A 13,881-nucleotide genomic window follows, 5' to 3' on the forward strand; every position below is an offset into this window, starting at 1 on the left:
CCCGCAGTGGCCGACCGACCCCGGGGTCGCCGTACGCGCTATGCGGGGCTGAGGTATCTCCGTAGCACGCCGTCGAGGGACACCCGGACGTCCAGTTCGCGGGCGACGTCCAGCAGGGCGCGGACGAGGAACGGCTCGGGGTCGCGGTCGGCCAGCACCAGGCCGATCCGGGGTCCGTGTGCCGGGCTGCGCAGCGGGATGACGCGCATCCCTTCGGGTACCCCGAAGGTGTGCAGCCAGGCGTGCGCGATGACGCTGGACCACTGCCGGGTGGCGATGTGCGCGTACAGCGCGCCGACCGTGTCGGTCTCCACCGCCGGTACCACGGTCGCCCCGTCGGCGGCGAAGAACTCGTCGACGATCCGGCGGTTGCGCATCCGGGGTACGAGCAGGCACAGCGGCAACTCGGCGACCTGCGCCCAGCGCACCACCTCCTGCCCGGCCAGCGCGCCGTCGTCCGGGGTCAGCAGGAGGTAGCGCTCCTCGTACAGCGGGACGGTGCGGACCCGGCCCAGCGTCTCGTCGTCCAGATAGGTCACCGCCACGTCGACCTCGAACTCGGCGAGCAGGTGGCCGACCTCCCGCGACGACACCGACTCCAGCGAGACCCGTACCTGCGGATGCCGCGCGCAGAACGGCGTGGTCAGCAGGGACGCCGCCGTCAGCGCGGTCGGGATCGCCCCCATCCGCAGCGTTCCGGTCAGCCCGCCGCGCATCGACGACAGGTCCTGGCGCAACGCGTCCCGTTCCGCCAGGATCCGGTGCGCCCAGAGCAGCACCCGTTCGCCTTCCGGGGTGAGCCCGGCGAACCTGCGCCCGCGCCGCACGATCGGTACGTCCAGTTCCCGTTCCAGTTTGCGGATCGCGGCGGAGAGCGACGGCTGCGACACGTGGCAGGCGGCGGCGGCCCGGGCGAAGTGCTGCTCGCGGGCGAGCGCCGTCAGGTACTCCAACTCACGCAACAGCACGCCACAGGATCACCCGCCGGCACCACATCCGTCCACCACGGGTCCCGCTCCCGGACGGCAGCCTCCCGGGGGCCGTCACCCGGGCGGCACCACCGCACGTCAGATCCGGGTGCCGGGGCCGTCCCGGAGCGGTTCGGGCGGTTGCTCGGCTAGGGTGGGTCTCTGGGTGTGCCGGGAAGTCTGGTCGGCGATTCTGCTGCCGACCCCGCCGGAGGCCACCTGTGACGACACCGACCCCGGGCACCCCCTCCGGCCAGATCTTCGGTCGAGGTAGCTGGCCCGAGGTACGCCGGATCGGCGACATCCTGCGCGCGGAGACGGTCGGTGGCGCCCTGCTGCTCGGTGCGGCGGTCGTCGCGCTGGTCTGGGCGAACAGCCCGTGGCGGGACGTCTACACCGGGCTGGGCGAATTCCGGCTTGGGCCGGCCGCCCTGCACCTGGACCTGACCCTCGGCCAGTGGGCGGCGGACGGGCTGCTCGCGGTCTTCTTCTTCGTCGCCGGGCTGGAACTCAAGCGCGAGTTCGTCGCCGGTGACCTGCGCAGTCCGCGCCGGGCGGTGCTGCCGGTCGCCGCCGCGCTGGGCGGGATGACGGTGCCGGCCCTGATCTACGTCGCGTTGAACGCCGGTGCCGGCGGGGCCGCGTTGCGCGGTTGGGCGATCCCGACCGCCACCGACATCGCCTTCGCGCTGGCCGTACTCGGGGTGATCAGCACCCACCTGCCGGCGGCGCTGCGCACCTTCCTGCTCACCCTCGCCGTCGTCGACGACCTGCTGGCGATCGTGATCATCGCGCTGTTCTACACCAGCTCGCTGCACCCGGTTCCGCTGCTGCTGGCGCTGCTGCCGTTGGCCCTGTTCGGGCTGCTGGTGCAGCGGCGGGTCCGGTCCTGGTGGCTGCTGCTGCCGTTGGCGGCCGTGACCTGGGCGCTGGTGCACGCGTCCGGGGTACACGCCACGGTTGCCGGGGTGTTGCTCGCCTTCACGGTGCCGGTGCTCCGCCGGGCCGAGGGGCCGGGGCCGGGGTTGGCCGAGCACTTCGAACACCGGTTCCGGCCGCTGTCGGCGAGCGTCGCCGTACCGGTGTTCGCGTTCTTCGCCGCCGGTGTCTCGGTCGGCGGGTTGAGCGGCTTCGTCGCCGGGCTGGGCGATTCGGTGGCGCTGGGCGTGGCGGTCGGCCTGGTCGCGGGCAAGACCGTCGGGGTACTCGGTGCCACCTGGCTGGTCCAGCGGTTCACCCGGGCACAGCTCGCCGAGGGGCTGAGCTGGTGGGACGTCTTCGGGCTGGCCCTGCTCGGCGGGATCGGCTTCACCGTGTCGCTGCTGATCGGCGAGCTGGCGTTCGGGGTGGGCGCGGAACGGACCGAGCACACCAAGATCGGCGTACTGGTCGGCTCGCTGGTCTCGGCACTGCTCGCCACGGTGGTACTCCGGATCCGTAACCGCCACTACGAGAACCTTCAGGCGGTGGAGGAACGCGACGCGGACGCCGACGGTGTCCCGGACGTCTACCAGGCCCGCCGACCGGAGAGCTGACCCGCCTCCCGCTCGGCACCGCCTCGCGGCCCGGAAAATCAAGATCCTCGGTCGGGCGCCCGGTTACTACGATGTCGTCGTGTCCGGTGACGCGGTGCCCCGGTTCGTGGTGTGGGGCGGCAACGCGCTGGCCCAGCGGCTGGTCGGCGAGCTGATGAACACCTATGCCGCACACGTCACGGTGATCGTGCCGTCGGCCTCGGCGGACCAGGCGCCGGAGATCGTCGAGCTGGTGCCGGAGGACGGCGATCCGGCGTTGCGGCCCGCGATCATCGTCGCGCCCCGGCTCAACCAGGAGGTCTTCCGGCAGGCCGGCATCGAGACCGCCGCCGCGGTCGCGCTGGTCGACCGGGACGACGTCGCCAACGTGGACGCGGCGCTGATCGCCCGCGAGGTGAGTCCGACCGTCCGGCTCGTGGTCCGGCTCTTCAATCCGGTACTCGGCGACGGCATCACCACCATGCTCGGCGACTGCGGCGTCCTCTCCGGTTCCGAGTTCGCCGCCCCCGCGTTCGTCGCGGCGGCGCTGGGCAACGACACCCCCACCTACGTACGGCTGCCCGACGAGTTGCTGATGGCCGCCCGGCGCGCCGACGTCGGAGACCACCCCGACGACGTGCTCTGCGGGCTGGCGATCACCGAGGGGCTGCCCGAGCCGGTTCGGCTGCCGGCCGACGAGGACGCCGCCGACCTGGTCCTCGTCCGGGCACCGTCCAGCCGACCCCGGCCGGTACGCCGCCGTCGGCCGCATCCGATGCGGGCCACCCGGCTGCTGTTCGGGCGAAACCTCCGACTGGCCCTGCTGGCCCTGGCCGGAGTACTGGTGACCGGTACGGCCACCCTGGCGCTCACCCGCCAGGACACCGGCCTGCTCCAGGCCGCGTACCTGGCCGTGCTCACCGCCCTCGGCGGTGCCGACGCCGACACCGGCGCCTCGGTGGCCGAGAAAGCGGTGGCGGTACTGCTCGTGGTCACCGGGGTGGCGCTGATCCCCACCGTGACGGCGTTGATCGTGGACGTCATCGTCAACGCCCGGCTCGCGCTGGCCGCCGGAGGACTCACCGAGCCGGTCTCCGGCCACGTGATCGTGGTCGGGCTCGGCAACATCGGCACCAGGGTGATCCGGGAGCTGCACGACTTCGGGCTGGACGTGGTCGCCGTCGACCGGATGGAACACGCCCGGGGGGTGGCGGTCGCCCGCGAGCTGCGCATTCCGGTACTGGTCCGGGACGCCAACAACGCGGAGGCGCTGCGGGCCGCCTCGGTGGAGACCTGCCGGGCGCTGCTGGTACTCACCAGCGACGACGTGACCAACCTGGAGACCGCGCTGATCGGGCGGGCGGTGCACCGGGAGGCGCAGCGGGGTGACGGCGGGGCCAGGTTGCGGGTGGTGCTCCGGCTCTTCGACGAGGGCTTCGCGCGGCGGGTCAAGCGGGCCTTCGGGATCGACCACTCGCGCAGTGTCTCCTACCTGGCCGCACCCGCCTTCGCGGCGGCGATGATGGGCCGGGAGGTGGTGGGGGCGATCTCCGTCGGCCGCCGGGTGTTGCTGGTCGCGGAGCTGCCGGTCGGCGCCGGCTCGGAACTGGAGGGGCGGCTCTGCCCCGAGGTCGGCCGGCCGGGCGAGGTACGGCTGATCGCGGTCCGTACGGGTCGGGCCGGTCAGACGCTCTGGACGCTGCCGGACCGCCGGCCGCTGGTCCGGACGGACCGGCTGCTGGTGGTCGCCACCCGGGCCGGGCTGGCCGGCCTGCTCGCCCGGACGGCGGTGAGCCCGAACCCGCCGCCGCTGGTCGAGCCGACCCCGCTGCGCCTGCTGAACACCGCCGCCCGGCCGCGACCCCGGCCACCCGCACTGCCGCCGACCACCGCACCGACCCTGCCCGGGGAGTCCGGAGCGGGCGCGTCCGCCGAGCCGGCACACCCGGAATGACCGGCTACCGGCACGCCCGGATTGACCAGCACCGGCACGCCCGGATCGACCAGCACCAGCGCGCCCGGAATGACCGGCGCGGCGGGGACGGGCGGCGTGCCGGGTCAGCCGGGTGGCATCACGAACCTGCCGTCGGCGGTCCGTTCCAGGGGGGCCACGGCCACCACCGCGTCGAGGTTGACCGGGCCGTAGATGTGCGGGAAGACGATGCCCGGCGCGACCTCGTCGTCGCGTACCGGGGAGGTGAGGCGGTCCGGGTCGATGCTGAGCAGCAGCAGCGGACCCGCGTCCAGGTAGGCGGCCTCGGCGACGCCGAGCACCTGTCCCCGGCGGGAGGCGTGGATGAAGCCCTCGTCGGCCAGGGTGCGGCCCCGGGTCGAGATCCGGTAGTCGCCGGCGACCTGCGCCGCCGCCCAGTCGGACTCCTCGGCGATGTGGAAGATCACCCTCGGACTGTACCGGCCGACCGCGGTACCCGTGACCGGCCCGGCAGCCTCCGACCGGGCGTACCGGGCGGCCTCCGACCGGGCGGGTGTGATCCTCGGACCGGGCGGGTCTGATCCTCGGGCCGGCCGGGGTCGCCGAAGATGCCCGGCGGCGCCGGGAACCGGACCTCTCCGGGCGGACAGTCTGTGGATGTGGATACAAGTCTGCGAACCCGGGTTCGCGCCGGAGACCCGGACGCGTTCCGGGAACTCTTCGACGGACACGTCCGTTCGGTCTACAACCACGCCTACCGGCTCTCGGGCGACTGGTCGACCGCCGAGGACGTGGCGTCGCTGACCTTCCTGGAGGCGTGGCGGCTGCGGGACCGGGTCGACGTCGGCCCGGACGGCGGTTCGCTGCGGCCGTGGCTGCTCGGCATCGCCACCAACGTCGCCCGGAACGTACGCCGGGCCGCCCGGCGTTACGACGGCGCGCTGGCCCGGCTGCCCCGGGCGGAGGCGGTACCGGACTTCACCGACGAGGTCACCGGCCGGCTCGACGACGGCGAACGGTTGGCCCGGGTGCGTACGGCGCTGGCCGCGCTGCGCCAGCCCGAACGTGAGGTACTCGCGCTCTGCGTCTGGTCCGGGCTCGGCTACGCGGAGGCGGCGGTGGCGCTCGGCGTACCGGTCGGCACCGTGCGTTCCCGGTTGTCCAGGGCCCGCCGCAAGCTGGAGAAACTCGTCGTCGCCGGCCGGCTCCGCCCGCCGGGGGTGCCTCCGCCCGGAGCGCCCCGGTCCGGTGCCGCCGACCCGACCGGGAGCCCGACCGGAACCGGCGTGGAACCCGCGCCCGGCGATGGACAGCTAGAAGGTGGCCGCGACGTCGCGGCCCTGTTCGCCGAGGAGAACGTCCGATGAACCTCGTACCGGTGCAGCCCGATCCGATCGACCGCGCCGAACTGGCCCGGCTGCTGCCGCCGCCGGAGGAACGGGACCTTCCCGGCGAGCGGCACCTTCGACTCCAGGAGTTGTTGATGAGTTCGATCGACGAGGACCTGCGGGCGGGCCGACCGGCGCCGCACCGCTTCCCGAGGCGGCGGCTCGTGCTGGTGGCCTCGGCACTGGCCGCCGTCACCGCCGTCGCGGTCGGGGTGGGCGCGGTGGTCGGTGGCGACGACGCGGTCCCCTCCGGCGACGGCCCGGCCGTGGCGGCGCCCCCCGGCCGCGAGCTGCTGCTGGTCGCCGCCACCACCGCCGAGCAGGCGCCGGAGGGGACCGGCGACTACTGGTACCTCAAGGTGCACTCCTCCGGGGTCGCCGGCTCCGCGCCGTACGAGTACGAGTACTGGATCCACCGGGACGGGAGGACCTGGTTCCGGGCGGCGAAGTCGGAGGGCAAGGTGGTCAAGCTCGGCGGTACCACTCCCTGGGTGGTCGGCGGGGTCGAGGTGAGCCTGGACCAGCTACGGAGGTTGCCGACCGAGCCGGCGGCACTGCGCGAGTGGATCACCAACGCCGTACGGGACGGGAACGTCAGGACCAGCGGTGGACCGCTGAACGCCGAATTGCGGGAGCGTTCGGTCTTCAACGGGCTGGTGTCGCTGGTGTCCCAGTTGCCGGCACCGCCCCGGGTCCGGGCCGCGGCGTTCCGGGCGATCGCCGGGTACCCAGGTGTCGAGAGTCTCGGCGCGGTCGACGGCGGACAGGGGCTGCGCATTCCGCTCCCCGACGGTACGCAGGCCCGGCTGGTCGTCGACCCGGCCACCGCGCGGATCCGCGAGACCAACTTCTTCGTCACCATCGAGGGAGGCGAGGCCGGCTTCTCGGGCAAGGGTGCCGACCAGGCCAGCTACCGGCTGACCGCCGAGTGGACGGAGCGGCTGCCGAGCTGAACCGTGCCGGCGGGGTGGGCGGCCAGGTCGGCGGCCCACCCCGCCCGCCCGACCCGGTTTAGTCCCCGGCCGCCGGGGCATCAAGGGCGAATGCCTCCGCGCCCGGGTCTCCTCGCCGACAACACGCTGCGGCTGGCCGTCGAGGGGTACGGCTGGCTGCCCAACCTGCGCCGCCGGGAGGGTACGGAGGTCGTCCAGACCCGGCTGCTCGGCGGACGGGCGGTGGCTCTGTGCGGCCCGGAGGCGGCCCGGTTCTTCTACGACGAGCAGCACCTCCGGCGGCACGGGGCGGTACCGGGCGCGGTCCAGGCGACGCTCTTCGGCCGGGGTGCGGTGCACACCCTCGACGGCGCCGCTCACCGGCACCGCAAGGCGGTCTTCACGTCGCTGCTCGACCCGGAGGGGATCACCAACCTCCAGCGGTACGCCACGGCGGCCTGGGACGAGACCGTCGCCGGCTGGCCCTCCTGGCAGCCGGTCGTACTCTTCGACGAGGTCAGCCGGGTACTCGCCCGGGCGGTCTGCCGGTGGGTCGGGGTACCGCTGGCCGAGCCGGACGTCGCCCCGGTCGCCGCCGACATGGTGGCGATGGTGGACGGCTTCGGCACCTTCGGGCCCCGGCACCTGCGGGCCCGGCAGGCGCGGAGCAGGCGGGAACGGTGGCTGGCCGAGCTGGTCGACGAGGTACGCCAGGGCCGGCGGGCTGCCGACAGCGGTTCGGCGGTCGACCTGATCGCGGGCTACCGGGACGCCGACGGCGAGCGGCTCGATCCCCGGCTGGCGGCGGTGGAGATCATCAACCTGGTCCGGCCGACCGTGGCGGTCTGCTGGTACGTCGCCTTCGCGGCGCACGCCCTGCACCGCTGGCCGGACCTGCGGGCCCGGCTCCGCTCCGGCAGCCCCGACTACGTCACGGCGTTCGGGCACGAGGTCCGGCGCTTCTATCCGTTCGCGCCGTTCGTGGCCGGCCGCGCCGTCCGGGACCTCGCCTGGCGGGACGTGCCCATCCCAGCCGGCACCCTGGTACTGCTCGACCTGTACGGCCAGAACCACGACCCGGACCTCTGGCCCGACCCGTACGTCTTCGACCCGGAGCGGTTCCTCGGCCGTGAGATCGGCGCGTTCGAACTGGTGCCGCAGGGCGGCGGCGATCCCCGTACCGGCCACCGCTGTCCCGGTGAGACCACCACGGTGGCACTGCTCGGCGCACTTTCCGGACGGCTGGCGGAACTCGACTACGAGGTGCCGGAGCAGGATCTCGGGATCTCGCTGCGCCGGGTGCCGACCCGGCCGCGCAGCGGTTTCGTACTCGTCCGGGGTTAGCCCTTCCGTTCCTGCGCGGGAAGGCGCCGGCCCCGTCCGGGGGTATTTGCCGGTTCGGTCGGCTCGGCACGACGCCCGTTTGTAGATTTCCAGCAGGGTTCGCAGCGGGGTGCGGCCGTGCGGAGTTCGGGGGCGGGCGGCGGCCCCGGTGGAGGCCGACGCCGTATCGGGGGTGCGGTCATGACTGCGGTGCTCGCGGAGGAGCTGCTCGGCGATCCGGTCGACCGGGTCGACGGGCCGCTGAAGGTGACCGGGCACGCGCCGTACCCGTCGGACGTCACGATGCCGGGCCTGGTGCACGCCGCGCTCGTGCAGTCGACCGTCGGCGCGGGCACCATCACCCGGATCGACACGGCGGCGGCGCTCGCCTCGCCCGGGGTGCTGACCGTGCTCACCCACGAGAACACCCCGGCGCTGCCGGAGGGGCCGCCGTCGGTGGTCGGCCCGCCGCCCCGGTTTCCGTTCCGGGACGACCGCGTCGTGCACCACGGGCAGCACGTGGCGATGGTGGTGGCCCGGACGCTGGAGCAGGCGCTCGCGGCGACCCGGCTGGTCGAGGTCGACTACGCGGCCGGCGTACCGGTGCTGGGCATCGACAACCCGCAGGCGCAGGTGCTCGACAACGCGTACGGGATGGATCTGCGGCGCGGCGACGTCGACGCGGCGCTGGCCTCCGCCGACGCGGTCTCAGACGCCGTCTACACGATCGCGCCGGAGACCCACAACCCGCTCGGCCCGTTCTCCACCGTGGCCTGCTGGTCCGGGAACCGGCTGGTGGTGCACGAGACGACGCAGTGGCCGATGCTGGTCCGGCAGACCCTCGCCGCCGTCTTCGAGGTGCCCGAGAGCGACGTACGGGTGCTGGTGCCGTACCTCGGCGGAGCCTTCGGGGCCGGCCTGCGGGTCGGGCCGCACACCGTGCTCACCGCGCTGGCGGCCCGGACGCTGAACCTGCCGGTCAAGTTGGTGCTGACCCGGCAGCAGATGTTCACCTCGGTCGGCCACCGCCCGGAGACGGTGCAGCGCGTGCGGCTCGGCGCGGACCGGGACGGCCGGCTGGTGGCGATCGACCACGAGGGGACCTCGACGATCGGGATCGAGGAGGGCAACTTCGAGCCGGTCACCCTCACCACCGGCAACGCGTACGCCTGCCCGAACGTCGCCACCCGGGACCGGCAGGTCCGGCTGAACATCCCGAATCCCGGCAACATGCGGGCGCCCGGCAGCACCGAGGGCAACTTCGCGCTGGAGTCGGCAATCGACGACCTCGCCCACCAGCTCCGGATCGACCCGCTCGACTTCCGGCTGCGCAACTACGCCGACGTCCAGCCGCAGACCGGGAAGCCCTGGTCGAGCAATGCGCTGCGGGAGTGCTACGCGGTCGGCGCCGAACGGTTCGGCTGGGCGGACCGCGATCCGGAGGTCCGGTCGACCCGGGACGGCAGGTTCCTGGTCGGCTACGGCATGGCCGGGGTGACCTTCGAGTGGTACCAGGCGCCGTGCCAGGTCACCGTTTCGATCTGCCAGGACGGCACGGCCCGGGTACGTACCGCGGCGACCGATCTCGGCACCGGGACGTACACCATCGTGACCCAGCTCGTGGCGGGACTGCTCGGGCTGCACCTGGCCCGGGTACGGGTCGAGATCGGGGACAGCGACCTGCCGCCCGCCCCGCAGTCCGGCGGATCCGGCCTGGCCGCTGCGCTCGGCGCGGCGATCTCCGACGCCACCGCCAACCTGCTGCGCAACCTGCTGAACCTGGTGCACGACGACGACCGGTCACCGCTGCGGGGGCGGCAGCCGGCCGAGGTGACCGCCGGCAGCGGCGGCGTCCACCTCACCGGCGACCCGTCGGCCGGCGAGAGCTACCAGCAGATCCTGTCCCGGCACGGGCTCGCCGAACTGACCGCCTCCGGCCGGTCGACCCCGAACCCTGAGGGCACCGCACTGGCCCCGGCCGGACCGTTCGCGGCCAGGTTCGCCGAGGTACGCGTCGACGAGGAACTCGGGCTGCTGCACGTGGTACGCATCGTCACGGCGGTCGACGCGGGCCGGGTCGTCAACCGGAAGACCGGGCGCAGCCAGGTGATCGGCGCCACCGTGATGGGCGTCGGCATGACGCTGATGGAGCAGACCCTCTTCGACCACGCGGGGCGGATCGCGAACGCGACGTTCGGCGAGTACCTGATCCCGGTGCACGCGGACACCCCCGAGTTGGACGTCGTCTTCGTCGGCGAGCGGGACCGGTTCCATCCGGTCGGGATGAAGGGGCTCGGCGAGATCGGCGTCGTCGGGGTCGCCGCCGCGATCGCCAACGCGATCCACCACGCCACCGGCCGGCGGCTCCGCTCGCTGCCGATCACCATCGAGCAGTTGAGCCGAGCCGACGCGGGCTGACCGGCCGGTGCCTGAGAAAGGGTCACTGTCCCGAGGAGGCCGGTGTCCCGAGGGGGAGGCTGTCCCGAGACGGCTGGCGTCCCGAGGAGGCAAATGTTCCGAGGAGGCCGGTGTCCGGAGAGGGCCGATGGGTCGGTGTTCCGAGGAGGCCGAGGTCTCGGCGCTGCTGCGGTGGCGAGCGGGAGCGGCCGGTGTGGTCGGTTTGACGGGCAGCGTCCGGGGAAGCCAGCCGTCCAGGATGGGGCCGGCTGCGGCGCCCTCGTCGGCGGAACTGGGAGGCTTCAGATGACTGGTCGGGACGATCTTCATGACCTGCGTCAACGCGCTCACGAAGCAGGCATCCAGGGCAGCTCGAAGATGAGCGAGCAGCAGTTGCGGGAGGCGTTGAGGAAGATGGGCAAGGGAGCCGAACCGATGGTCGCCAAGCGGGAGGCCAAGGGCTACCTGTAGCCCGAAGATCCGGCGTACGGCCCGGGCGGGAGTTCCGCTGCGGGCCGTACCCGTGCGGGGTGTTCAGGAGCCGTGGTGCGGGGTGCTCAGGAGTCGGGCCGGGCGGGGCGTTCAGGAGTCGGGCCGTGCCGGGTTTCAGGAGTCGGGCCGGGCGCGGCCGGTCGGCCAGGTCGCCCGGACCAGCGCGGGCAGTTCCCGGCGGTGCCGGGCCAGCAGCAGCCCGGCCAGGATCGCGTACGCGACGGCGACGCCGTACCGGACCGCCGGGGTGGGCAGGGCGAACTGCACGGCGAAGAGCAGGAACAGCAGCGCCGCCTCGACCCGGGAGATCCGCAGGTCGGCCAGGACTGCGACGCCGAGCAGGGTCTGCGCCGAGGTCAGGTACAGCTCCTCGGTCTGCCGTTCGTCCAGGGCCAGCCCGGCGAACTCGCCGCCACCGAGGTAGAAGGCGATCGGCAGGCAGGCGATCAGCAGGGTCCACTGGTTGAGCTTCGCCGCCAGCAGCGCGCCGAGCCCGTCGTCGGCCCGGCCGCGCAACGCGAAGGCCACCGCCACGATCACCTCGGGCGCCTCGGAGGCGACCGGTGCCAACCACTGGACCAGCAGGAACTCGTCGATCCCGAGGATGGTGCCGGCCTCGACCAGGGACCGGCCGAACGGCTCCGCCGCGCTGAGGATCACCACCGCCGCCGTGCCGAAGAGCGCGGCGGCGGTGAGCCGACGGCGGATGGTCGGCTGCCTGGCGAGGGTGGCGGCCACCCCGACCAGCGACTCCTCGGTGTGCTCGGCACGTCCGGTCCGGGAGAGGTAGAGCGCGAACAGGGTGCCCAGGACGATGCTGTCGTACCAGGCCAGCCGGCCGGTAATCGGGATCACCAGGGCGTAGACGGTGGCCAGCAGCAGGTAGATCGTCTCGGTACGGCGGTGCGGTGAGAGACTCACGCCGTCGCGGTCCCCGGGCCGTCGGCGCCGGCGTACCGCCCAGATGGCGGCGAAGACCAGCAGCGGCCAGGCGACCCCGATCAGCAGCCGGTTGGCTCCGGTCATGTTGGCCAGGGCGAACGCCGCGAACTCCGGATCGGAGCCGGCGGCGAAGGCGAAGTAGATGTCGATCGCGTACTCCGGGAGCACCGCGACCAGGGCGAGCAGGGCCAGCGCCAGGCTGCCCGGCAGATCTACCCGGGCCACCTCGGAAGCCCACATCAGCAGGGCCACCGCCGCCAGTACCGCCACTCCGAAGACCGCCATCCCGGCCAGCGGCGGCAGGTGGGAGCCGGACAGTCGCATCACGACGGCCGGTGCGGCCACCAGCACGGCGAGGCCGACCCGGGTCGCCACGCCCCGGGCGGACACCGTGACCTCAAGCCCCACCCGCACTGCCGCCACCCCCGTCGGCATCGAGCCTGCCGGACCGGACCGACAGCCAGGGGCGGATTCGCCGAGATGGCGGCGGTCGGGCCGGCTCTCAGCCGATCCGACCGGTGTCCGGCCCCCCGGCCGTCAGTCGATCCGGCCGGTGTCTGGCCCCGCCCTCAGCCGATCCGGCCGGTGGCGGCCCCCGGCCTCAGCCGATCCGGCCGGTGTCCGGCCCGGCCGTCAGTCGATCAGGCCGGTGGCGGGATCGGACTGGGCGAGGAAGCCCCGGATGGCCTCCTCCGCCTCGGCGTGACCCAACGGCGAGCGGTCGGACCTGGCCACGGTGAAGCCGTAGCCGGACGGGCCGGTCAGCCACTCGAAGTCGTACACGCCGGACTGCCCGGCGCGGGCGCGTACGAGGAAGTCCTGACCGTCGACGGTCATCGAGAGCGGCTCCGGCGCGCTCGACATGGCGACTCCTCCCGGGCCGGGCGGACGCTGCCGCACCTGGCCGGCTGCTCGACCCCCGACCCCCGACGCCCGGACGACGCCGGGCCGCTCGGCCACCGCCACCGCCCAGTCTCCCAGAACCGGCCCGCCCCTTCGGAGTCCTCGACCCGGGCCGGTACCGGGAGCTGCGGCATTCTCGCTCCGGAACTACCACTGGAGCTGCGACACGTCCTCGACGGTCGCGCCGGGCGGCGGGGTGAACGCCTTCCGGTCGACCTTCTCGGAGTACTTCACGAGTTCGATCGCGGCCTGCTCGCCGGTGTCCGTACGACCGACGAACGAGGCCAGTACGCCCGACTCGGTGACGCAGACCGTGAGCTTGTCCAGCGTCCCCTCGGTACCGCCCTGCGGGTCGCTGACGCCTGTGACGTCGGCGCAGAGCGATTCCTGGCCGGCGATCGACCGCTCCGTCGTCCGTACGTCGGTGTTCGGCACGATCGCGGCGGCGGCGACCAGGCCGAGCGCCAGTTCCGGGGTGACGAAGCCGGGGCCGGCGACCGCGGCGACCATGCCGGCCTCCGGCGTCGTGGCGGCGGCGGTGTTCGCCGACTTCTGGCACTCGCCCTTCGAGCAGATGACCATGTGCTCCGGTGTGAAGATCAGCCGGCCGTCCCGGGTGCTGAGCGCGGAGTTGGGCGGCTGCTGGGCGAGGGTGACGTTCTCGGTCTCCCGCTGGCCGGCCTCCTCGCCGACGATCCGGTATTCGGCGGTGAAGGTGAGCTGGGCCGATTTCCCCAGCCGGTCGGCGAAGTTGCCGAGCGTGTTGGCCGTGTCGACGGCGTTCTGGACCGTGTCGATGACGCCACAGCCGGCGCCGAGCAGGACGAGGGCCGAGAGGGCGGCGACGCGCCCGGCGAGGTGGCTACGAGAAGTCATACCCAGAACTGTGCGGTCGGCGGCGCACGCCGGCCGTGGTACGCCGTACGGACGGCACGAATCCGGGAGCCCGGCTGCCGCCGTCCGTCCCGCCGCCCCACCCGTGGGGTACGTTGACAGCCTGAACCGTCACGAGCCGAGGGGGTGGGACCGATTTCCGCGATGATCAGCGGGATGCTCCCATCCTGCGGGCCGGCGGTCTCTCCGGAGCAG

11 protein-coding genes are annotated in these 13,881 nt (G+C 73.4%); 6 read left to right on the plus strand and 5 right to left on the minus strand.

Annotation, left to right across the window (positions count from 1 at the left end):
- Positions 1-38 precede the first annotated feature (38 nt).
- On the minus strand, positions 39-962 hold the full coding sequence (locus Pen02_RS20900) for a LysR family transcriptional regulator (RefSeq protein ID WP_203867790.1): 924 nt from the start codon (positions 960-962) through the stop codon (positions 39-41).
- Positions 963-1,189: 227 nt separating this feature from the next.
- Here Pen02_RS20900 and nhaA point away from each other — a divergent pair, with 227 nt between their 5' ends.
- Entirely contained in the window at positions 1,190-2,503 is a 1,314-nt protein-coding gene (nhaA, locus tag Pen02_RS20905) for a Na+/H+ antiporter NhaA (protein WP_203867791.1), read from the plus strand.
- 79 nt (positions 2,504-2,582) lie between these two features.
- Positions 2,583-4,436: an NAD-binding protein gene (locus tag Pen02_RS20910; RefSeq protein ID WP_203867792.1), complete on the plus strand. Its 1,854-nt coding sequence runs from the start codon at positions 2,583-2,585 to the stop codon at positions 4,434-4,436.
- A gap of 104 nt (positions 4,437-4,540) precedes the next feature.
- On the opposite strand, the gene Pen02_RS20915 is transcribed toward Pen02_RS20910, so the two are convergent.
- Entirely contained in the window at positions 4,541-4,882 is a 342-nt protein-coding gene (locus Pen02_RS20915) for a DUF952 domain-containing protein (RefSeq protein WP_203867793.1), read from the minus strand.
- A 192-nt stretch (positions 4,883-5,074) separates the two neighbouring features.
- On the opposite strand from Pen02_RS20915, the gene Pen02_RS20920 reads away from it, so the two are divergent.
- The 4 genes from Pen02_RS20920 to Pen02_RS20935 all read left to right on the plus strand — a co-directional run bounded on the left by Pen02_RS20920 (position 5,075) and on the right by Pen02_RS20935 (position 10,476).
- Positions 5,075-5,782 (plus strand): RNA polymerase sigma factor, encoded by a 708-nt coding sequence (locus tag Pen02_RS20920; RefSeq protein WP_239141039.1) that lies wholly within the window; start codon positions 5,075-5,077, stop codon positions 5,780-5,782.
- Positions 5,779-6,756: a CU044_5270 family protein gene (locus Pen02_RS20925; RefSeq protein WP_203867795.1), complete on the plus strand. Its 978-nt coding sequence runs from the start codon at positions 5,779-5,781 to the stop codon at positions 6,754-6,756. The genes Pen02_RS20920 and Pen02_RS20925 overlap by 4 nt, the downstream gene beginning before the upstream one ends.
- A 90-nt stretch (positions 6,757-6,846) precedes the next feature.
- On the plus strand, positions 6,847-8,079 hold the full coding sequence (locus Pen02_RS20930; RefSeq protein WP_203867796.1) for a cytochrome P450: 1,233 nt from the start codon (positions 6,847-6,849) through the stop codon (positions 8,077-8,079).
- A 180-nt stretch (positions 8,080-8,259) separates the two neighbouring features.
- On the plus strand, positions 8,260-10,476 hold the full coding sequence (locus tag Pen02_RS20935; RefSeq protein ID WP_203867797.1) for a xanthine dehydrogenase family protein molybdopterin-binding subunit: 2,217 nt from the start codon (positions 8,260-8,262) through the stop codon (positions 10,474-10,476).
- Positions 10,477-11,061: 585 nt separating this feature from the next.
- Here the strand turns inward: Pen02_RS20935 and Pen02_RS20940 are convergent.
- The 3 genes from Pen02_RS20940 to Pen02_RS20950 all read right to left on the minus strand — a co-directional run bounded on the left by Pen02_RS20940 (position 11,062) and on the right by Pen02_RS20950 (position 13,668).
- Positions 11,062-12,303 carry a calcium:cation antiporter family protein gene (locus Pen02_RS20940; RefSeq protein ID WP_203867798.1) on the minus strand — a complete coding sequence of 414 codons (1,242 nt, stop codon included), beginning with the start codon at positions 12,301-12,303 and terminating at the stop codon, positions 11,062-11,064.
- A gap of 219 nt (positions 12,304-12,522) precedes the next feature.
- Complete coding sequence (locus Pen02_RS20945) at positions 12,523-12,753, minus strand: hypothetical protein (RefSeq protein ID WP_203867799.1); 231 nt, start codon at positions 12,751-12,753, stop codon at positions 12,523-12,525.
- Positions 12,754-12,939: 186 nt separating this feature from the next.
- On the minus strand, positions 12,940-13,668 hold the full coding sequence (locus tag Pen02_RS20950; protein ID WP_203867800.1) for a hypothetical protein: 729 nt from the start codon (positions 13,666-13,668) through the stop codon (positions 12,940-12,942).
- Positions 13,669-13,881 lie beyond the last annotated feature (213 nt).

This window comes from Plantactinospora endophytica (genome assembly GCF_016862915.1).
Taxonomy (GTDB): domain Bacteria; phylum Actinomycetota; class Actinomycetes; order Mycobacteriales; family Micromonosporaceae; genus Plantactinospora; species Plantactinospora endophytica.

Bases quoted from the DNA above. Each gene is read 5' to 3' on its own strand.
- Pen02_RS20925 (WP_203867795.1), top strand. From the start codon at position 5,779: ATGAACCTCGTACCGGTGCAGCCCGATCCGATCGACCGCGCCGAACTG.
- Pen02_RS20930 (WP_203867796.1), top strand. From the start codon at position 6,847: ATGCCTCCGCGCCCGGGTCTCCTCGCCGACAACACGCTGCGGCTGGCC.
- Pen02_RS20950 (WP_203867800.1), bottom strand. From the start codon at position 13,668: ATGACTTCTCGTAGCCACCTCGCCGGGCGCGTCGCCGCCCTCTCGGCC.
- Pen02_RS20945 (WP_203867799.1), bottom strand. From the start codon at position 12,753: ATGTCGAGCGCGCCGGAGCCGCTCTCGATGACCGTCGACGGTCAGGAC.
- Pen02_RS20935 (WP_203867797.1), top strand. From the start codon at position 8,260: ATGACTGCGGTGCTCGCGGAGGAGCTGCTCGGCGATCCGGTCGACCGG.